The sequence below is a fragment of the Streptomyces sp. NPDC028907 genome (assembly GCF_055564995.1).
Genome location: NZ_JBVHVE010000005.1, coordinates 305650 through 326848 on the forward strand (window position 1 = coordinate 305650; position 21199 = coordinate 326848).

Annotated in this window: 15 protein-coding genes; 11 read left to right on the forward strand and 4 right to left on the reverse strand. The window is 70.1% G+C overall.

The genetic code is table 11. The annotated features are described in order from the left end of the window. Window positions 1-6: 6 nt before the first annotated feature. The 4 genes from ACZ4UU_RS17435 to ACZ4UU_RS17450 are packed head-to-tail and all read right to left on the reverse strand — an operon-like array spanning window position 7 to window position 5603. Complete coding sequence (locus ACZ4UU_RS17435; RefSeq protein ID WP_468040706.1) at window positions 7-867, reverse strand: 2Fe-2S iron-sulfur cluster-binding protein; 861 nt, start codon at window positions 865-867, stop codon at window positions 7-9. Next, the gene (locus ACZ4UU_RS17440; RefSeq protein ID WP_468040708.1) at window positions 864-2696 is read right to left on the reverse strand and encodes an NADH-ubiquinone oxidoreductase-F iron-sulfur binding region domain-containing protein; all 1833 of its coding nucleotides are present in this window, start codon (window positions 2694-2696) and stop codon (window positions 864-866) included. The genes ACZ4UU_RS17435 and ACZ4UU_RS17440 overlap by 4 nt, the downstream gene beginning before the upstream one ends. 5 nt (window positions 2697-2701) lie before the next feature. Further along, entirely contained in the window at window positions 2702-4621 is a 1920-nt protein-coding gene (locus ACZ4UU_RS17445) for a molybdopterin oxidoreductase family protein (RefSeq protein ID WP_468040710.1), read from the reverse strand. 10 nt (window positions 4622-4631) lie between these two features. After that, window positions 4632-5603 carry a 2-dehydropantoate 2-reductase gene (locus ACZ4UU_RS17450; protein WP_468040712.1) on the reverse strand — a complete coding sequence of 324 codons (972 nt, stop codon included), beginning with the start codon at window positions 5601-5603 and terminating at the stop codon, window positions 4632-4634. 225 nt (window positions 5604-5828) lie between these two features. On the opposite strand from ACZ4UU_RS17450, the gene ACZ4UU_RS17455 reads away from it, so the two are divergent. From ACZ4UU_RS17455 to ACZ4UU_RS17505, 11 genes are all read left to right on the forward strand, one after another. Further along, window positions 5829-7214 carry an OFA family MFS transporter gene (locus ACZ4UU_RS17455; RefSeq protein WP_468040714.1) on the forward strand — a complete coding sequence of 462 codons (1386 nt, stop codon included), beginning with the start codon at window positions 5829-5831 and terminating at the stop codon, window positions 7212-7214. Beyond that, complete coding sequence (locus tag ACZ4UU_RS17460) at window positions 7195-7332, forward strand: MFS transporter small subunit (RefSeq protein ID WP_468040716.1); 138 nt, start codon at window positions 7195-7197, stop codon at window positions 7330-7332. Before ACZ4UU_RS17455 ends, ACZ4UU_RS17460 begins: the two co-directional genes overlap by 20 nt. 160 nt (window positions 7333-7492) lie before the next feature. Then, on the forward strand, window positions 7493-8431 hold the full coding sequence (locus ACZ4UU_RS17465) for a beta-ketoacyl-ACP synthase III (protein ID WP_468040717.1): 939 nt from the start codon (window positions 7493-7495) through the stop codon (window positions 8429-8431). Window positions 8432-8603: 172 nt separating this feature from the next. Continuing rightward, window positions 8604-9281, forward strand: coding sequence for a GntR family transcriptional regulator (locus tag ACZ4UU_RS17470; RefSeq protein WP_468040719.1), 678 nt, complete (start codon window positions 8604-8606; stop codon window positions 9279-9281). 513 nt (window positions 9282-9794) lie between these two features. After that, on the forward strand, window positions 9795-10976 hold the full coding sequence (locus tag ACZ4UU_RS17475) for an ROK family transcriptional regulator (RefSeq protein WP_468041117.1): 1182 nt from the start codon (window positions 9795-9797) through the stop codon (window positions 10974-10976). Window positions 10977-11107: 131 nt separating this feature from the next. Beyond that, a complete protein-coding gene (locus tag ACZ4UU_RS17480; protein ID WP_468040720.1) occupies window positions 11108-12628 on the forward strand; it encodes a sugar ABC transporter ATP-binding protein in 1521 nt (506 codons plus the stop codon). Further along, complete coding sequence (locus ACZ4UU_RS17485; protein ID WP_468040722.1) at window positions 12625-13644, forward strand: ABC transporter permease; 1020 nt, start codon at window positions 12625-12627, stop codon at window positions 13642-13644. Before ACZ4UU_RS17480 ends, ACZ4UU_RS17485 begins: the two co-directional genes overlap by 4 nt. Before the next feature lie 17 nt (window positions 13645-13661). Beyond that, the gene (locus ACZ4UU_RS17490) at window positions 13662-14699 is read left to right on the forward strand and encodes a substrate-binding domain-containing protein (protein WP_468040724.1); all 1038 of its coding nucleotides are present in this window, start codon (window positions 13662-13664) and stop codon (window positions 14697-14699) included. A 170-nt stretch (window positions 14700-14869) separates the two neighbouring features. After that, window positions 14870-16126: a Gfo/Idh/MocA family protein gene (locus ACZ4UU_RS17495; protein WP_468040726.1), complete on the forward strand. Its 1257-nt coding sequence runs from the start codon at window positions 14870-14872 to the stop codon at window positions 16124-16126. A gap of 15 nt (window positions 16127-16141) precedes the next feature. After that, window positions 16142-17140, forward strand: coding sequence for a sugar phosphate isomerase/epimerase family protein (locus ACZ4UU_RS17500; RefSeq protein ID WP_062716430.1), 999 nt, complete (start codon window positions 16142-16144; stop codon window positions 17138-17140). Between the two features lie 264 nt (window positions 17141-17404). Then, window positions 17405-21130, forward strand: a complete 3726-nt coding sequence (locus ACZ4UU_RS17505) for a ThuA domain-containing protein (RefSeq protein ID WP_468040727.1) — start codon at window positions 17405-17407, stop codon at window positions 21128-21130. The last annotated feature ends 69 nt before the right edge of the window (window positions 21131-21199 follow it).

Sequence of the window (21199 nt, forward strand, 5' to 3'; positions counted from 1 at the left end):
TCCTGATCAGTCCCGGTTCTGTACGTGCTGGTAGCCGAAGCGGCCCTTGATGCACAGGTTGCCGTGGGTCACCGGGTTGTCGTGCGGCGAGGTGACCTTCACGATCTCATTGTCCTGCACGTGCAGGGTGAGGTTGCAGCCCACACCGCAGTACGCGCACACCGTGGTCGTCTCGGTCTGCGCCGACTCGTCCCACGTACCCGCCGCCCGCATGTCGAACTCGGACTTGAAGGACAGCGCCCCGGTCGGGCACACCTCGATGCAGTTCCCGCAGTACACGCACGCGGAGTCGGTCAGCGGGGCGTCGTGCTCCACGGCGATCCGGGCGTCGAAGCCCCGCCCGGCGACGGAGATCGCGAAGCTGTTCTGCCACTGGTCACCACATGCGTCCACGCACTTGTAGCAGAGGATGCACTTGTCGTAGTCGCGCACGTACAGCTCGTTGTCGATCTTCGGCTCCTCGCCCAGCCGCGCCGCGTCCGGCCCGAACCGGTCCGGTTTCGCCTCGTACTCCTTGATCCACCCGGAGACCCGCGGGGTGGTCGACAGGTCGACCGACGAGGCGAGCAGCTCAAGGACGATCTTGCGACTGTGCCGGGCGCGCTCGGTGTCGGTCTTCACCTCCATCCCCGGCTCGGCCTTGCGCGAGCAGGCCGGGACGAGCGTCCGCGAGCCCTCGACCTCGACGACACACACGCGGCAGGCGTTCTTGGGCCGCAGCGTGTCCCCTTGGCACAGGGTGGGGATGTCCTTCCCGGCCGCCCGGCAGGCGTCGAGGATCGTCGAGCCCTCGGTCGTGCGCACGGGCTCCCCGTCGAGGGTGAACTCCAGCAGCCGGCGCGGGATCCCCAGCGGTACCACGGTCATTCGTACGCCCCCAGACGGTCGATGGCGGATTCCACGGCGTTCCACGCGGTCTGCCCCAGACCGCAGATCGAGGCGTCCCGCATGGCGCGGCCGACCTCCCTGAGCAGGGCGATGTCGTCGGAGGCCGCCGCACCCGTGCGTTCCACGATCCGGTGCAGCGCCTCCTCCTGACGTACGGTCCCGACCCGGCACGGCACGCACTGCCCGCACGACTCGTCCCGGAAGAACTCGGCGATCCGCAGCAGTAGCCGGGGCAGCGGAACGGTGTCGTCGAAGGCCATGACCACCCCCGAGCCGAGCGTCGTGCCCGCCTCCCGGGTGCCCTCGAAGGTGAGCGGGACGTCCAGCTCGTCGGGCCGCACGAAGCCGCCCGCCGCGCCGCCCAGCAGCACCGCCCGCAGCCCGTCCCGTACGCCCGCCAGCTCCAGCAGCTCACCGAGCGTCGCGCCGAAGGGCAGCTCGTAGATGCCGGGCCGCGCCACGCTCCCGGACACGCAGAACAGCTTCGGCCCGGTGGACCTCGCCGTACCGATCGCCGCGTACGCCGGGGCTCCCATCGTCAGGACGGGCAGCACGTTCACCAGCGTCTCCACGTTGTTCTCCACCGTCGGCTTGCCGAACAGCCCCTTCTCCACCGGGAACGGCGGTTTGGAGCGCGGCTCGCCCCGGTAGCCCTCGATGGAGTTGAAGAGCGCCGTCTCCTCACCGCAGATGTACGCCCCGGCGCCTCGGCGGATCTCGATGTCGAAGGCGTAGCCCTGCCCGAGGATGTCCTCCCCGAGCAGCCCACGCGCGCGTGCCTGCGCGAGAGCGTGCTCCAGACGCCCCAGCGCCCGCGGGTACTCGCCCCGCAGGTACAGGTAGCCCTTGTGCGCGCCGGTCGCGTACGCCGCGATCGTCATGGCCTCGACCAGCGCGTACGGGTCGCCCTCCATGAGCACGCGGTCCTTGAAGGTGCCGGGCTCGGATTCGTCGGCGTTGCAGACGACGTAGTGCGGATGGTCGGGCTGCGACGCCGTGGCCTGCCATTTGCGGCCGGTGGGGAAGGCGGCGCCGCCACGCCCGACCAGACCGGAGTCGGTGACCTCGCGGATGACTCCGGCGGGACCCAGCTCGAATGCCCGGCGCAGTGCGGTGTAGCCGCCGTGGGCGCGGTAGTCGTCCAGCGACGACGGGTCGACGACTCCGACGCGCCGCAGCAGGACCAGGTCGTCACTGCCCGCCTGCGGTACCGCCATCGCGGCCGGCGGCTCCTCCGGCGCCGAGTCGGGTGCGCTCGCGGCGAGTACCGCGTCGTGCGCCGTCGCTGGTGCCGAGACCGCCGTACGCACCGGATCCCCGGCCTTGATCGCGAGCGTCGCCGGAGCCCGCTCGCACAGTCCGAGACAGGGGCTGCGCTCGACGCCCACTCCACTCCCGGGCCCGAGCGACGCCTCGATCCCGGCGCACAGCTCGCTCGCCCCGGCCGCCGCGCACGCGAGGTCCGTGCACACGTGGAGCACGGTCGACGGGCGGGGCTTGACGGAGAACATGGCGTAGAAGGTGGCGACGCCGTACGCCTCCGACGGTGGCACGGTCAGGCGTCGGCACAGGTAGTCGAGGGCGCCCTCGCTGATCCAGCCGATCCGGTCGTTGATGGCGTGCAGCCCCGGCAACAGCAGGTCGCGGCGGTCCCGGGCCTCGCGGCCGCCGCGCGCCCACCGCAGGTCGGCGGCCCGCATCTCATCGCGGGCGGCGCCCTCCCAGGACGACTCGGGCGAGCCGAGCAGGGCGTCGACGGCGGCCCGTTCGTCGTCCGTCGGTTTGCTGTCGCCGAAGTGCAGGTCCACTTACGTCACCTCACGATGGTCGCGACGGGGAGCTTCTCGATGCGGATCGCCGACGCCTTGAACTCGGCCGTGCCCGCGATCGGGCAGTTCGCCTCGATCGTCAGCTGGTTGGTGTCCACCTCGTCGGGAAAGTGCATGGTCATGAAGGCCAGCCCGGGCCGCAGCGCGGTGTCGACCCACACCGGCGCGACGACCGACCCGCGCCGCGAGGTCACCTGGACCTCCTCGCCGACCACGACCCCGTACCGCTCGGCGTCCTCCGGGCACAGCTCGACGAACTCGCCGCGCCGCAGCGGCGAGGCGAAACTCCCGCTCTGCACACCGGTGTTGTACGAGTCGAGCCGTCGCCCGGTGGTGAGCCGGATCGGGTACTCCTCGTCGGTGAGGTCGACCGGCGGATCGTGCTGGACGAGCCCGAACGGCGCCGGCATACCGCGCTCGGCCGGGTCCTTCTCCCACAACCGGCCGTGCAGATACGTCGGTTCGAGCTGCTCGGTGCTCGGGCACGGCCACTGGATGCCCTGGTGCTCCGCCAGGCGTTCGTAGGTCATCCCGTAGTGGTCCGGCGAGACCGACCTGAGCTCGTTCCAGACGGTCTCCGCGTCTGCGTACTTCCAGTCGTGGCCGAGGCGTGCCGCCAGCTCGCAGATGATGTCGATGTCCTCGCGCGCCTCACCGGGCGGGGTGACGGCCCGTCGCACCCGCTGAACCCGCCGCTCGCTGTTGGTGGTCGTGCCGTCGGTCTCCGCCCATCCGGCGGTCGCGGGGAGGATGACGTCGGCGAGCTGGGCGGTCTTGGTCAGGAAGATGTCCTGGACGACGAGGAAGTCCAGTTGCCCCATCCGCCGTACGGCCTGCTCGCTGTCCGCCTCCGACTGCGCCGGGTTCTCGCCGATGCAGTAGACGGCCTTGAGCGCGCCCTCCTCCATCGCCTCGAACATCTCGGTGAGGTTGAGCCCGTAGTGCGGCTGGATGACGGTGTCCCAGGCCGACTCGAACTTCAGGCGGGTGTCGGGGTCGAGGATGTCCTGGAAGCCGGGCAGGCGGTTGGGGATCGCGCCCATGTCGCCGCCGCCCTGCACGTTGTTCTGCCCGCGCAGGGGTTGCAACCCGCTGCCGTAGCGGCCCACATGCCCCGTCAGCAGGGAGAGGTTGATCAGCGCGCGGACGTTGTCCGTGCCGTTGTGGTGCTCGGTGATGCCGAGGGTCCAGCACAGCTGGGCGCGCTCGGCGCGGGCGTAGGCGTGCGCCAACTCCCTTATGGCGGCGGCCGGTACGCCCGTCACCTTCTCGGCCAGGGACAGCGTCCAGGGTTCGACCAGCGCTTTGTACTCCTCGAAGCCGCTGGTCGCCCGCTCGATGAACGCCTCGTTCGCGAGGCCCGCGTGGATGATCTCGCGGCCGATCGCGTGTGCCATCGGGATGTCGGTGCCGACGTTCAGCCCCATCCAGCTCTCCGCCCACTCGGCGGTCGAGGTGCGGCGCGGGTCGACGGCGTACATCCGGGCGCCGTTCCTGATCCCCTTCAGCACGTGCTGGAAGAAGATCGGGTGTGCGAAGCGGGCGTTGGAGCCCCACATCACGATGACGTCGGTGTGCTCGATCTCCTCGTAGGAGGACGTGCCGCCGCCGGACCCGAAGGCCGCGGAGAGACCCGCGACGCTCGGGGCGTGACAGGTCCGGTTGCACGAGTCGACGTTGTTGGTGCCCATGACGACCCGGGCGAACTTCTGCGCCACGTAGTTCATCTCGTTGGTGGCCCGGGCGCAGGAGAACATGCCGAAGGCGCCGCGGTTGCGGGCCAGGCCCTCGGCCGCCCGGGTCAGGGCTTCCTCCCAGGTGGCCTGCCGGAACGGCTCGTCGCGGGAGTCGCGGACGAGCGGGTGCGTCAGCCGGGTGTAGTTCTTCGGTTGCCGTTTCCTCATACGACACTCCTCATGCGGCGCTCCTCAGCGCGAGCAGGTCCGAGATGGCGTGCACGGTGCGCAGGGTGGGCACCTCCACGCCGGTGATCTCCGCCAACTCGACGACGGCCGCGAGGAGTACGTCGAGTTCGAGCGGCTTGCCGCGCTCCAGGTCCTGGAGCGTGGAGGTGCGGTGGTCGCCGACCTTCTCGGCGCCCGCGAGTCGGCGCTCGATGGAGACGCCGACCTCGCAGCCGAGGGCCTCGGCGACGGCGAGCGTCTCGGTCATCATGATCTCGATGACCTTGCGGGTGCCGCCGTGCAGGCACATCTGCCGCATGGTGGCGCGGGCCAGCGCGCTGATCGGGTTGAAGGAGATGTTGCCGAGCAGTTTGAGCCAGATGTCGTTGCGCAGGTCGGGCTCCACCGGGCACTTCAGGCCGCCGGCCACCATGGCCTCGCTGAGCGCGAGACAGCGCCGGGAGACGCTGCGGTCGGGCTCGCCGATGGAGAACCGGGTGCCTTCCAAGTGCCGTACGACACCTGGGCCTTCGAGTTCGGTGGCGGCGTAGACCACGCAGCCGACGGCCCGTTCGGGCGCGAGCACCGCACTGACCGCGCCGTCGGGGTCCACGCTCTCGACGCGGTGGCCGTCGTGTGGGCCGCCGTGCCGGTGGAAGTACCACCAGGGGATGCCGTTCTGGGCGGCCACGACGGCGGTGCCGTCGTGCAGAAGGGGCTCGATGAGCGGCCCGCACGCCGCGTACGAGGTGGCCTTCAGGCCCAGGAAGACATAGTCGACCTGGCCGACTTCGGCCGGGTCGTCGGTCGCGTGCGCGCGGGCCGTGAAGTCGCCGCGCGCACTGAGCACCCGCACCCCGTGCTGCCTCATGGCCGCGAGATGCGGTCCACGGGCGATGAGGTGCACGTCGGCGCCGGCGCGATGCAGCGCGGCTCCGACATAGGCGCCGATCGCACCGGCGCCGAGGACTGCAACTTTCACTTCGGAACGCTCCGTTCGGTCGAGGGAGTACCGCGGAGGTGGCTGGGAAGTTGTGGTCAAGCACGTCGAATTTCGTCGACTGAATATTGTCTACAGTATGGATGAGGGGTCAGCAAGGGTTCGCGCACGGCGTTCGACCGTTCGTCGTGCCCGGCATACCGTTCATCGCATACGGTCGACGCGCCGCCTTCTCAACTGCCCTGGTGCTCCCTACCGTTCGGGATCATGAGTCCCCCTGTCGCACCCGCGGGCTGGAGCCGCTGGCTCGTTCCCCCCGCCGCTCTCTCCGTTCATCTCTCCATCGGCCAGGCCTACGCCTGGAGCGTGTTCAAGCCGCCGCTCGAATCCGCTCTCGGCCTGAGCGGCACGCAGAGCGCGCTGCCGTTCCAGCTCGGCATCGTCATGCTCGGTCTGTCGGCAGCGTTCGGCGGCACGCTGGTGGAGCGCAACGGGCCGCGCTGGGCCATGACGGTCGCCCTGATCTGCTTCTCGTCCGGCTTCCTGCTCTCCGCACTGGGCGCCGCCACCGAGCAGTACTGGCTGATCGTCCTCGGCTACGGCTTCGTCGGCGGCATCGGCCTCGGCATCGGCTACATCTCGCCGGTCTCGACGCTCATCAAGTGGTTCCCGGACCGGCCCGGCATGGCCACCGGCATCGCCATCATGGGCTTCGGCGGCGGCGCGCTCATCGCCTCGCCCTGGTCGGCACAGATGCTGGAGTCGTTCGGCAGCGACAGCTCCGGCATCGCGCTGGCCTTCCTGGTGCACGGACTGTCGTACGCGGTGTTCATGTCGCTGGGTGTCCTCTTGATCCGGGTGCCGCGAACCGACCAGGGGGCGCGGGACGGTGTTGAATCCGCGGCTACCACCGCGGGGGCGCGCTCGGCCCCCACCGGCCCGCAGGTGAGCGCGAAACAGGCGATCCGCACCCCGCAGTTCTGGTGCCTGTGGATCGTGCTCTGCATGAACGTGACCGCCGGCATCGGCATCCTGGAGAAGGCCGCGCCGATGATCACGGACTTCTTCGCGAACACCTCCACACCGGTGTCGGTGTCCGCGGCGGCCGGCTTCGTCGCGCTGCTGTCCGCCGCCAACATGGCCGGCCGGATCGGCTGGTCGTCGGCCTCCGACCTGATCGGACGCAAGAACATCTACCGGCTGTACCTGGGCGTGGGCGCGCTGACGTACGGCGTGATCGCGCTGGCCGGTGACTCCTCGAAGCCGCTGTTCATCCTGTGCGCGCTGGTGATCCTCTCCTTCTACGGCGGCGGATTCGCTACGATCCCCGCCTATCTGAAGGACCTCTTCGGCACCTACCAGGTCGGCGCCATCCACGGGCGGCTGCTCACCGCCTGGTCCACCGCCGGTGTCCTCGGGCCGCTGATCGTGAACTGGATCGCCGACCGGCAGGAGGAGGCGGGCAAGGACGGCTCGTCCCTCTACACCCTGTCACTGTTCATCATGATCGGGCTGCTCGCCGTCGGCTTCGTCGCCAACGAACTCGTCCGGCCCGTCCATCCGCGCCATCACGTTCCCGTTCCGGCGTCGGAGGAGAGGTCGACCGAGAAGTCGAAGGAGAAGGAGGCCGCGGATGTCCAGCAGCAGCAGTAGTAGCGGTTCGCCGGACCGGCGGGGCCTGATCGCCTTCGCCTGGGTGTGGGTGGGGGTGCCGCTCGCGTACGGGCTCTACGAACTCGTACAGAAGGCGACGCAGCTGTTCACCGGGTAGGTGCGGGGTAGCTGTCCGGAGGTTGTTCGGGCGTCCGAGGGTGTGAGGGAAGCTGACAACGCGAGCGCCTGTTTCCTGTGGCATCACTTGCACCCGTACCCGTGAGTCACTGATCAGACTGGTGAATCCCGCTACCCAAGGCCCGAGGGGATCACCAACGATGAACGGCTCGCGCATCGCCGCAGTCGGCCACTATCAGCCCGCCAAGGTACTCACCAACGAGGACCTGGCGGGTATGGTCGACACCAGTGACGAGTGGATCACATCCCGGGTGGGCATCCGTACGCGCCACATCGCCGGGCCCGACGAGCCGGTCGACGAGCTGGCCGCCCACGCCGCAGCGAAGGCGCTCGCCGCCGCGGGCTTCGCGCCCGGCGACATCGACCTGGTCCTGGTCGCCACCTCCACCGCCATCGACCGCTCCCCGAACATGGCCGCCCGGGTCGCCGCCCGCATCGGGATCCCGTCGCCCGCCGCGATGGACGTCAACGTCGTCTGCGCCGGTTTCACCCACGCGCTGGCCACCGCCGACCACGCCGTCCGGGCGGGGGCCGCGTCCCGGGCGCTGGTGATCGGCGCGGACAAGATGTCCGACGTGACCGACTGGAGCGACCGCTCGACCTGTGTGCTGGTCGGCGACGGGGCCGGCGCGGCCGTCGTGGAGGCGTCCGACGAGGCCGGCATCGGTCCGGTGCTGTGGGGCTCGGTGCCCGAGATGGGGCACGCCGTGCGCATCGAGGGACAGCCCGCGCGGTTCGCCCAGGAGGGGCAGAGCGTCTACCGCTGGGCGACGACACAGCTGCCGGCCATCGCCCGCCGGGCCTGCGAACGGGCCGGCCTCGCGCCCGAGGACCTCGCCGGGGTCGTCCTGCACCAGGCCAACCTGCGCATCATCGAGCCCCTCGCGCTCAAGCTCGGCGCCGTCAACGCCGTCGTCGCGCGTGATGTCTCCGAGTCCGGGAACACCTCGGCGGCGAGCATTCCGCTGGCGTTCTCCAAGCTCGTGGAGCAGGGGCGGATCTCGTCCGGGGACCCGGTGCTGCTGTTCGGGTTCGGCGGGAACCTGTCGTACGCCGGGCAGGTCGTGCGCTGCCCCTGACGCCGCTGCCGTGGGCCTCCGGCAGTCCCTGACACGGGTGTGACGTGGCCGACTCCTCGTTCCCCTGGCCTTTGTGCGCCGTAGACTGTAGACGAAAGACAATCAATACTGGCTTTCCGTGACGGTCGGCTACCGGATGCAGTCGCCCGGCGTTCGCCCAGGAGGGGGACCGATGTTGTCGACAGGACTGCCGCAGGGTGCGGTGCCCAAGCTCGAACGGCCCGGCCCGCTGCGCGACCGCGTCTACGAGGCGCTGCTCGAACTCATCACGACCCGTGCCCTGCAGCCGGGCCAGCATCTGGTCGAGAGTGAACTGGCAGGTCACCTCGGCGTGTCCCGACAGCCGGTGCGCGAGGCGCTCCAGCGGTTGAACACCGAGGGCTGGGTCGATCTGCGGCCCGCGCAGGGCGCGTTCGTGCACGAGCCGACGGAGGAGGAGGCCGACCAGCTCCTCACCGTCCGTACGCTGCTGGAGGCCGAGGCCGCCCGGCTCGCCGCCGCCCATGCCGACAAGGCCGGCATCGCGGCCCTGGAGGAGCTGTGCGCGGAGGGCGAGAAGGCCGTGGCCGCCGATGACGTGGACGCCGCCGTCGCCCTCAACGCCCGTTTCCACGCCAAGATCATGGACCTCGCGGGCAACGCCGTCCTCGCCGAACTGGCCGCCCAGGTCGACCGCCGAGTCCGCTGGTACTACACGCCCGTCGCCCGCCAGCGCGGGCAGCAGTCCTGGATCGAGCACCGGGGCATGATCGCGGCGATCACCGACCGGGACGAGCGGCGCGCCACCGAGCTGATGCGGGACCACACCGAGCACACACGACGGTCGTACCACGCACGGGCCAAGTCCTGAGACCCGCCGCGGTGTTCAGGACCGCGGCGGAAGCACGGTGTCGGTGGTGGCGTCCGCGCGCGGACCGGCGAGCCGCACCCAACTGCCCTTCTCCCGCTGCTCGATACGGGTGACACTGGCGGCGAGCGCCTGGTTTCGGGTCTCGGGGGTCGGCGTACGGCTCGGCGCCGGTGCAGACGGCCCGCAGACCGGTGATCACCACGGCGACACCGCTCAGCACGGCGGGCCCGCCTGGCGGCGTCGTGACACCAGCCGTACGAGCCGTCGGCCACGTGCACCGCACAGCCGGCGCCCGTCGGGCGAACCGTCGGACGAGAATCCCTGAGCCATCCGCGCACCCCACCCGACGCCCTCCTCTTTGTCCTGTGAGTGGAGAAAGTTGACGGCAATCTGTGCGCAAGTTCTTCCCAGTCCCGGCAGCCGCTGCTACGTTCCCCTCGAAAGCAGGCCACCCAGGTGGCCGAAACCCGGCGCGCACAGGCCGAATGAGGCGGGGAGGGGCTCGTGAGACGTATGACCGCGCGACCCGCGAACGCCCATCAGGCCCGACTGCTCAAGCTGCTGCGCGACGGCGGACCCAACTCCCGGGCCCAGTTGGGCGATCAGATCGATCTCTCACGGTCCAAGCTGGCCGTGGAGGTGGACCGACTGCTGGAGACGGGCCTGGTCGTGGCCGACGGACTCGCCGCCTCGCGCGGTGGCCGCCGCTCCCACAACGTCCGGCTCAACCCCGGGCTGCGCTTCCTCGGCGTCGACATCGGCGCGACCTCGGTCGACGTCGCCGTCACCAACGCCGAACTGGAGATCCTGGGACATCTCAATCAGCCCATGGACGTACGCGAGGGACCCGTCGCGGTCTTCGAGCAAGTCCTGTCCATGGCAGCGAAGTTGAGGGCCTCCGGGCTCGCGGAAGGATTCGACGGCGCCGGCATCGGCGTCCCCGGCCCCGTCCGCTTCCCCGAGGGCGTCCCGGTGGCACCGCCGATCATGCCGGGCTGGGACGGCTTCCCCGTGCGGGAGGCGCTCAGCCAGGAACTCGGGTGCCCGGTCATGGTCGACAACGACGTGAACCTCATGGCGATGGGGGAGCAGCACGCGGGCGTCGCACGCTCCGTGGGCGACTTCCTCTGCGTCAAGATCGGCACCGGCATCGGCTGCGGCATCGTCGCGGGCGGTGACGTCCACCGCGGTGTCACCGGCAGCGCGGGCGACATCGGGCACATCCAGGCCGTGCCCGACGGCCGCCCCTGCGCCTGCGGCAACCGGGGCTGCCTGGAGGCCCACTTCAGCGGGGCGGCCCTCGCCCGGGACGCCGTGGAGGCGGCCCAGCAGGGACTGTCGGAGGAACTCGCCGCGCGGCTGGCGGCGAACGGCACCCTGACCGCCGTCGACGTCGCCGCCGCGGCCGCCGCCGGCGATGCCACCGCGCTCGACCTGATCCGCGAGGGCGGCAACCGAGTCGGCCAGGTCATCGCCGGACTCGTCAGCTTCTTCAACCCCGGCCTGGTGGTGATCGGCGGCGGGGTGACCGGCCTCGGCCACAACCTGCTCGCCGCGATCCGCACCCAGGTCTACCGCCAGTCGCTGCCCCTCGCGACCGGCAACCTCCCGATCGTCCTGGGAGAGCTGGGCCCCACCGCCGGAGTCATCGGCGCGGCCCGGCTCATCAGCGACCACCTGTTCTCACCCGCGTAAGCCACTCGCTCCGCACGGCTCACCGAACACCGCACGGCTCACCGAAACAGCACCTCGCACAGCGCCCAGCTCTGCCCTGCCCTGCATCGCCCCGCCCTGAAACCGGCCCGCACGCCCGCCAAGGGGACCTCATGGCACCAGAACCACCGCTGCTCAGCATGAACGGCATCACCAAGTCGTTCCCCGGAGTCCGCGCCCTCGACGGCGTCGACCTCGACGTCCAGGCCGGTGAAGTGCACTGCCTGCTCGGCCAGAACGGCGCCGGCAAGTCCACCCTCATCAAGGTCCTGGCCGGCGCCCACCAGCCCGACACCGGCACCATCCGCTGGCGCGGCGAGACGGTCACCCTCCGCTCGCCCATCGCCGCGATGCGTCTCGGCATCGCCACCATCTACCAGGAACTCGACTTGGTCGAGCACCTGTCGGTGGCCGAGAACGTCCACCTCGGCCATGAACCCACGACCGCCGGATTCGTCGTACGCGGAAAGGCCGCCCGAGCGTCAACAGCCCAACTGCTCAAGCGACTCGGGCACCCGGAGATCGACCCGGCCAGGCTGGTCGGCGATCTGTCGGCCGCCCAGCAGCAGATCGTGTCGATGGCCCGGGCGCTCTCGCACGACGTACGCCTGATCGTGATGGACGAGCCGTCCGCCGCCCTCGACCCGGACGAGGTCGACAACCTCTTCCGCATCGTCGGCGACCTCACCTCCGCCGGAGTAGCCGTCGTCTACATCTCGCACCGGCTGGAGGAGATCCGCCGGATCGGCGACCGGGTCACCGTGCTGAAGGACGGGCGGGCCGTGGCGGGCGGGCTTCCGGCGAAGACGACGCCGACACGGGACGTCGTGGCGATGATGACGGGGCGCAACGTCGAGTACGTGTTCCCCGAGCGGCCGCCGAATGACGCGACGGGCGGCAAGCCGCTGCTGGAGGTACGGGGACTCGCCCGGCACGGGGAGTTCGAGCCGCTCGACCTGACCGTGCGGCCCGGCGAGATCGTCGGGCTCGCGGGACTGGTCGGCTCGGGCCGCTCCGAGATCCTGGAGACGATCTACGGGGCCAGAAAGCCCAGCGTCGGTCAAGTCCTCGTGGACGGAAGGGCGTTGAAGCCGGGCAGCGTACGGGCCGCCGTGCGCGCCGGCCTCGGGCTCGCCCCCGAGGAACGCAAGGCGCAGGCCCTGCTGATGCTGGAGTCCGTCACCCGCAACGTCTCCGTCTCCTCCATGTCCCGCTTCTCCCGCGGCGGCTGGATCGACCGGGCCGCCGAACTGGGCGCCGCACGGGCCGCGACCCGCGAGCTTTCGCTGCGGCCCGACAACCCCTCGGCGCCCGTGCGCACCCTCTCCGGCGGCAACCAGCAGAAGGCCGTCCTGGCCCGCTGGCTGCTGCGCGGCTGCCGCGTCCTGCTGCTCGACGAACCCACCCGCGGCGTCGACGTCGGCGCCCGCGCCGAGCTGTACGCGGTCGTGCGCCGACTGGCCGACGAAGGCCTCGCCGTCCTCCTGGTCTCCAGCGAGGTGCCCGAAGTCCTGGGCCTCGCCGACCGCGTCCTGGTCCTGCGCGAAGGACGCGTCGTCCACACCTCACCCGCCCGCGAACTCGACGAACACCGCGTACTCGACCTCGTCATGGAAGGAAGCCCGGCGTCATGACGCAGCACGCCTCCCCGCCCCGGGACAGCACCGGCAAGGTGCCGTCGGCCGGAGCGGCGCCCGCCTGGCGGGGCCTGATCGCCCGCGCCGACGTGCGCACCCTCTCCCTGCTCGGCGTCCTCGCCGCGCTGATCGTCATCGGCGGCATCACCAAGCCGGACGAGTTCCTCGACACCCGCAACCTCCAGCTGGTCCTCACCCAGGCGTCCGTGATCGGTGTCGTCACCGTCGGCATGACCTTCGTCATCATCTCCGGCGGCATCGACCTGTCCGTCGGCGCGATCGTCGCGCTGGCGTCGGTGTGGGCGACGACGGTGGCCACCCAGGAGTACGGCTTCGCCGGCATCCTCTTCACGGCGGTGATCGTCGGAGTGGGGTGCGGGCTGGTCAACGGGGTGCTGATCGCGTACGGCGCGATGGTGCCGTTCATCGCGACGCTCGCCATGCTGGCGTCCGCGCGCGGCCTGGCCCTCCAGATCACCGACGGCAAGACACAGATCGTCACCATCCCCTCGGTGCTCGACCTCGGCGAGCGCGACGCCTACGTCCTCGGCATCCCGCCGCTGGTCATGGTGTTCGCGGTCGTGACGATCATCGGCTGGCTGGTGCTGAACCGCACGACCTTCGGGCGGCGCACGGTGGCCGTCGGCGGCAACGCGGAGGCGGCCCGGCTCGCCGGCATCGACGTCCGCCGTCAGCGGCTCTATCTCTACCTGCTGTCCGGACTGTGCTGCGGCATCGCCGCCTTCCTGCTGATCATCCTGTCCGGCTCCGGCCAGAACACCAACGGCAACCTCTACGAACTCGACGCCATCGCGGCCGCGATCATCGGCGGCACGCTGCTGACCGGCGGCCGCGGCACCATCGTCGGCTCCGTGCTCGGCGTCCTGATCTTCACCACGATCACCAACATCTTCGCCCTGAACAACCTGCAGAGCGACGTCCAGCAGATCGCCAAGGGCGCGATCATCGTCGCCGCCGTGCTGGTCCAGCGCCGTACCGCGAGCACGACCTGAGGAAAGGGTTCACCGTCATGCCAGAGCTCACCAGCCGCAGAGGGCTGCTGTTCGGAACCGCCGCCATGGGCGCCGGTGCCCTCCTCGTGGGTTGCACCAGCAATGAGTCCAGTGACGAACCGGCCGCCAACGATCAGCCGGCCGCCGATGACAAGCCCGGCAAGAAGGTCACGATCGGCTTCGCCGGTCCGCAGGCCGACCACGGCTGGCTCAACGCCATCAACGACAACGCCAAGAGCCGGGCCGAGAAGTACTCCGACGTCACCCTGGAGATCACCGAGGGGTCCAACGACACCGCCGCGCAGATCGGCCAGATCGAGACACTGATCAACAAGAAGGTCGACGTGCTGGTGGTGCTGCCCGCCGACGGCAAGGCCCTCACCCAGGTCGGCCTGAAGGCGATGCGCGCGGACATCCCGGTCATCAACCTCGACCGGATCTTCAACACCCCGCAGGCGTACCGCTGCTGGATCGGCGGCGACAACTACGGCATGGGCCTCAACGCCGGGCACTACATCGGCGAGAAGCTCAAGGGGAAGTCCGACGCCACGGTCATCGAACTGGCCGGCCTGGACAACCTGGAGCTGACCCAGCAGCGTACGCAGGGCTTCGACGACGCCCTGAAGAACTACCCGAACATCAAGAAGGTGGCCCGTCAGGCGGCCGAGTTCACGGTCGAGTCCGGGCAGGCCAAAATGGCCCAACTCCTCCAGGCTCAGTCGAGGTTCGACGCCCTGTGGAACCACGACGACGACCAGGGCGTGGGCGCGCTGCGAGCCATCGAGCAGGCCGGGCGCGACGACTTCCTCATGGTCGGCGGCGCGGGTGCGCTGTCCGCCTTCCAGGCGATCAAGAAGGACGACGGCGTCCTCAAGGCCACCGTCCTGTACCCGCCGACCATGGCGGCCTCCGCCATCGACCTGGCCCGGGCGCTGGGGCAGAGCAAGGGCGTCGGCGGCATGGCCGAGTTCGAGATCCCCGCCTCGATCACGCTGTACTCGGCGGTGGTCGACAAGGACAACGTCGACCAGTACATGCCCACCGGCTTCAAGTGAGGCGCTTCCTGCCCGACGGCGGCGATGCGTCTGTCGGGCAGGGCCGGGAGCGTTCGGCGGAACGGGCCGGCCCGGGCCGCGAAGCCGGGGTGCGGGCCGACCGCCCGGTTCGATTGCGCAGAACGCCCCGCAACCCCCCACCGCGGCACGACGACGAGGAGGACCATCGCATGGGACAGCCGCAGCAGCCCGAAGAGGCCGAGGCGGAGGCACGGGCCACGGCCGGCGAGGCGAAAGCGCCGGGCACGGGGACCCACAAGCCACCACTGCGCGTCGGCATGGTCGGCTACGCCTTCATGGGCGCCGCCCACTCGCAGGGCTGGCGCACCGCGGGCCGTGTCTTCGACCTCCCTCGCACCCCGGTGCTGGCCGCGATCTGCGGACGGGACGCGACGGCCGTGCAGGCGGCCGCGGAGCGCCACGGCTGGGAGTCGGCGGAGACCGACTGGCGTGCCCTGATCGCGCGCGACGACATCGACCTCGTCGACATCTGCACCCCGGGCGACAGCCACGCCGAGATCGCCCTCGCCGCGCTCGCCGCGGGCAAGCACGTCCTGTGCGAGAAGCCCCTCGCGAACACCGTCGAGGAGGCCGAGGCCATGGTCGCGGCGGCCGAAGAGGCGTACGGGCGCGGCCAGTTGGCGATGGTCGGCTTCAACTACCGGCGCGTGCCGGCCACGGCGCTGGCCCGCAGCATGGTCGCAGAGGGCCGCCTCGGCACTCTGCGCCATGTGCGGGTGACGTATCTCCAGGACTGGCTGGTGGACCCCGAGTTCCCGCTGACCTGGCGGCTGCGCAAGGAACTGGCCGGTTCGGGCGCGCTCGGCGACCTGGGCGCGCACATCATCGACCTGGCGCAGTACCTGGCGGGGGAGCACCTGGGCGGGGTGTCCGCGCTGACGGAGACCTTCGTGAAGGAACGGCCGCTGCCCGGCGGACCCACGAGCGGCCTGTCCGCCGTCTCCGCGAACGGCAGCGGCCAGGTCACCGTCGACGACGCCGCCGTGTTCACGGGCCGCTTCCCCTCCGGCGCCCTCGCCTCCTTCGAGGCCACCCGCTATGCCACCGGCCGCAAGAACGCCCTGCGTATCGAACTGAACGGCGAGCGCGGCTCGATCGCCTTCGACCTGGAACGCCTCAACGAACTCTCCTACCACGACGGCACCGAACCGGGCGCCCACGCCGGCTTCCGCCGCATCCTCGTCACCGAACCCGACCACCCCTACCTGGACGCCTGGTGGCCGCCGGGCCACGGTCTCGGCTACGAGCACACCTTCGTCCACCAGGCCCGCGACCTGGTCCACGCCATCGCCGAGGGCCGGCAGCCCGAACCCTCCTTCGCCGACGGGCTGCACGTGCAGCGCGTGCTCGCGGCGGTCGAGGAGAGCGCCGAGAAGAACTCCGTCTACACCCCGATCGCGGTCTGAGGAGGCTGACGCGCAATGCCGCGTACGTTCACGCTGTTCACCGGCCAGTGGGCCGACCTGCCGCTGGAGGAGGTCTGCCGGCTCGCCCGCGACTTCGGCTACGACGGTCTCGAACTCGCCTGTTGGGGCGACCACTTCGAGGTCGACAAGGCCCTCGCGGACCCGTCGTACATCGACTCCAGGAAGGCCCTGCTCGACAAGTACGGCCTCAAGTGCTGGGCGATCTCCAACCATCTGGTCGGCCAGGCGGTCTGCGACGCCATCATCGACGAGCGCCACCAGGCCATCCTGCCGGGCGAGGTGTGGGCCGACGGCGACCCGGAGGGGGTCCGGCAACGGGCCGCAGCCCGGATGAAGGACACCGCGCGGGCCGCGGCCGCCTTCGGCGTCGACACGGTGATCGGCTTCACCGGCTCCGCGATCTGGCATCTTGTCGCGATGTTCCCGCCCGCGCCCGAGTCGATGATCGAGCGGGGCTACGAGGACTTCGCGACCCGCTGGAACCCCATCCTGGACGTCTTCGACGAGGAGGGCGTGCGGTTCGCCCACGAGGTCCATCCCAGTGAGATCGCCTACGACTACTGGACGACCTGGCGTGCCCTGGAGGCGGTCGGGGGACGCCCCGCCTTCGGCCTGAACTTCGACCCCTCCCATTTCGTCTGGCAGGACCTCGACCCCGTCGGCTTCCTCTGGGACTTCCGCGACCGCATCTACCACGTCGACTGCAAGGAGGCCCGCAAGCGCCTCGACGGCCGCAACGGCCGCCTCGGCTCCCATCTGCCGTGGGGCGACCCGCGCCGGGGCTGGGACTTCGTGTCGGCCGGCCACGGCGACGTCCCCTGGGAGGACGTCTTCCGGATGCTGCGCTCCATCGACTACAAGGGCCCGATCTCCGTGGAGTGGGAGGACGCCGGGATGGACCGGCTCCAGGGCGCCCCCGAGGCGCTGACCCGTCTCAAGGCCTACGACTTCGAGCCGCCCAGCGCGTCCTTCGACGCCGCGTTCAACAGCTGAACCACGCACCCGGCGCAGGTCGGGGACGGGGACCGGCACCACCGCCGGTCCCCCCTTCCGACCTGCACGGATCCTGCTTTGTCCTGTGATGGGAGAAAGCCCGAACGATCCTGACGCAAGGGGTGTTCGCCCCGCACGGACGCGGTTACCGTCCCTGAAGTGTTCAGGACACAAACACCTCCGGGGTGACGGCGCACCCCGGCGCCCGCACCGCACGTCCACGCACCCACCCCGTACGGCACACCCCGTTCCCGGAGGGACTTCGTGCACAGAACCAGACGCACAAGCAGCACCCGCACCCCCAGGCACCCCAGGCTGCGCACCGCCCTCGCCCTGTTCTCCGGCCTGCTCCTGGCCGTGGGCACTCCGGCCACCGTCGCCGGCGCCCACCCCGGACACCCGGAACACGACGAACCGGCGGCCGCCGAGGGCCAGTTCCAGCAGGTACCGCTCGCCAAGGGCGAACCCGAGATGGGCGAGCCGATGTCGCTCGCCGTGCTGCCGGACCGCAGCGTCCTGCACACCTCGCGCGACGGCACACTGCGCCTGACCGACCAGGGCGGCGTCACCAAGATCGCCGGCAAGCTCGACGTCTACAGCCACGACGAGGAGGGGCTCCAGGGCGTCGGCATCGACCCGGACTTCAAGAACAACCGGGCGATCTACCTCTACTACGCCCCGCCCCTGGACACCCCCGCGGGCGACGCCCCCGAGACCGGCAGCGCCGAGGACTTCAAGAAGTTCGACGGCGTCAACCGCCTCTCGCGCTTCACCCTGAACGCCAACGGGACGCTCGACACGGCCAGCGAGAAGAAGGTCATCGACGTCGCGGCCTCCCGCGGCACCTGCTGCCATGTCGGCGGCGACATCGACTTCGACGCGGACGGCAACCTCTACCTGTCGACCGGCGACGACACCAACCCCTTCGCCTCCGACGGCTACACCCCGATCGACGACCGGCCGAACCGCAACCCGGCCTTCGACGCCCGCCGCAGCTCCGCCAACACCAACGACCTGCGCGGCAAGATCCTCCGTATCAAGGTCGCCGAGGACGGCTCGTACACCGTCCCGGAGGGCAACCTGTTCGCCCCGGGCACCGAGAAGACCCGTCCCGAGATCTACGCGATGGGCTTCCGCAACCCGTTCCGGATGAGCGTCGACGACAAGACCGGCATCGTCTACGTCGGCGACTACGGTCCCGACGCCGGCGCCGCCAGCCCCAGCCGAGGCCCGGCCGGGCAGGTCGAGTTCGCCAAGGTCACCAAGGCCGCCAACTTCGGCTGGCCGTTCTGCACCGGCGACAACGACGCCTACGTCGACTACGACTTCGCCACCGGCACCTCCGGCGAGAAGTTCGACTGCGCCGCCCCGAAGAACACCTCGCCCTACAACACGGGACTCACCGACCTGCCGCCCGCGCAGGCCGCCTGGATCCCGTACGACGGCGGCTCCGTGCCCGAGTTCGGCACCGGCTCCGAGTCCCCGATGGCCGGCCCGGTCTACCGCTACGACCCCGACCTCGACTCCAAGGTGAAGTTCCCCGAGGCCTACGACGGCGACTTCTTCGCGGGCGAGTTCGGCCGCCGCTGGATCAAGCGGATCGAGCAGAACGACGACGGCTCCGTCGCGAAGATCAACGACTTCCCGTGGACCGGCACCCAGATCATGGACATGGAGTTCGGGCCCGACGGCGCGCTCTACGTCCTCGACTACGGCATCTCCTGGTTCCAGGGCGACGAGCACTCCGCGCTGTACCGCATCGAGAACGCCGAGGACGGCTTCTCCCCGATCGCCGAGGTGAGCGCCGACAAGACGTCCGGAGCAGCCGGTCTGAAGGTCAAGTTCGCCGCCACCGCCAAGGACGCCGACTCCACGGACCTCACCTACGGCTGGGACTTCGGCGACGGCACCAAGGGCGAGGGCCTCAACCCCACCCACCGCTACAAGAAGGTCGGCACCTACACCGCCACCTTCACCGCCAAGGACCCCGAGGGCAACACCGGCAACGCCAGCGTCCGGATCGTCGTCGGCAACACCGAGCCCAAGGTGCGGATCGACATCCCGGGCAACGGCGCCCTGGCCGAATTCGGCAAGCCCGTCCCGTTCAAGGTGACCGTCACCGACCCGGAGGAGACGGTCGACTGCTCCAAGGTCAAGGTCACCTACAGCCTCGGCCACGACTCCCACGCCCACGAGCTGACCAGCGAGATGGGCTGCGAGGGAACCCTGACGCCACCCGCCGGTGACGGCGGACACGACCCCAACGCCAACATCTACGGCGTGGTCGGCGCCGGCTACACCGACGGCGGGGCGAACGGCCAGGAGGCACTGACCGGCACCGCCCGCACCGTGCTCCAGCCGCTGCACCGCCAGGCCGAGCACTTCACCACCCAGTCGGGCGTCTCGGTCATCGACAAGACCGGCGCCAACGGCGGCAAGACCGTCGGCAACATCAACGACGGCGACTGGATCTCCTTCACCCCCTACCGGTTCGCCGGGCAGAAGAAGATGACCGTGCGGGCCTCCTCCGGTGGCACGGGCGGCTTCATCGAGCTGCGCACCGGCTCCCCCGAGGGACCGCTGCACGGCTCGGCGTACATCCCGCCCACCGGCAGCTGGGAGACGTTCCAGAACGTCGACGTCCCCCTGCGGTCGCTGCCCAGGAAGACCACGGACATCTACCTGGTCTTCAAGGGCGGCGAGGGCGCGCTGTACGACGTGGACGACTTCGAGTTCTCCACCCAGCCGTTCAAGGGCGGCAAGAGGGTCCTGGTCTTCTCCAAGACCGCCGGCTTCCGCCACGACTCCATCCCGGCGGGCATCGCGGCCCTGAAGGAGCTCGGCGGCCCGGCCGGCATCACGGTCGACGCGACCGAGGAGGCCAAGCAGTTCACCACGACCAACCTCGCCAAGTACGACGCGGTGGCCTTCCTGTCCACCACGGGCGATGTCCTCAACGCCGAGCAGCAGAAGGCGTTCGAGAACTACGTGGCAGGCGGCGGTGGCTACATGGGCATCCACGCGGCCGCCGACACCGAGTACGACTGGGCGTTCTACGGCGGTCTCGTCGGCGCATACTTCGACTCGCACCCGGCGATCCAGAAGGCCACCGTCCGCGTCGAGGACCACGACCACCCGTCCACCGCGCACCTCGGCGACGCCTGGGAGCGCACCGACGAGTGGTACAACTACCGCACCAACCCGCGTGAGCAGGCCAAGGTCCTCGCCACCCTGGACGAGACCACCTACCAGGGCGGGAACATGAAGGGCGACCACCCGATCGCCTGGTGCCAGAGCTACGGCGGCGGCCGGTCCTTCTACACCGGCGGCGGCCACACCAAGGAGTCCTACGCCGAAGAGGCCTTCCGGGCCCATCTGCTCGGCGGCCTGCAGTACGCCACCGGCCAGGTCAAGGCGGACTGCAAGCCGAGCAAGGACTACCGGAAGATCTTCAACGGTCAGACCCTGGAGGGCTGGAAGCAGGCCGGCCCCGGCACGTTCAACGTCAAGGACGGCACCCTGGAGACCGAGGGCGGCATGGGCCTGCTCTGGTACCAGGCCAAGGAGCTGAAGTCGTACTCCCTCAAGCTCGACTGGAAGATGCAGGGCGACGACAACTCCGGGATCTTCGTGGGCTTCCCGGCCTCCGACGACCCCTGGTCCGCGGTGAACAAAGGCTACGAGATCCAGATCGACGCCACGGACGCTCCCGAGCGCACCACGGGCTCCGTCTACTCGTTCAAGTCGGCGAACATCAAGGTCCGTGACCAGGTCCTGCGGCCGCCCGGCCAGTGGAACTCCTACGAGATCAAGGTCCAGGGCGAACGCCTCCAGGTGTTCCTCAACGGAGTCAAGATCAACGACTTCACCAACAAGGACCCCGAGCGGAGCCTGACCGACGGTCACATCGGCCTCCAGAACCACGGTGCCGACGACCAGGTCTCCTTCCGCAACATCCAGTTGAAGGAACTGCCCACCACGGGCGGCTGAGCGGCGGCGGGCGGGGGACGCCGGACCCCCGCCCGCCGTCTTCGTCCCTCCCCCCGGGGTTCGCGCACG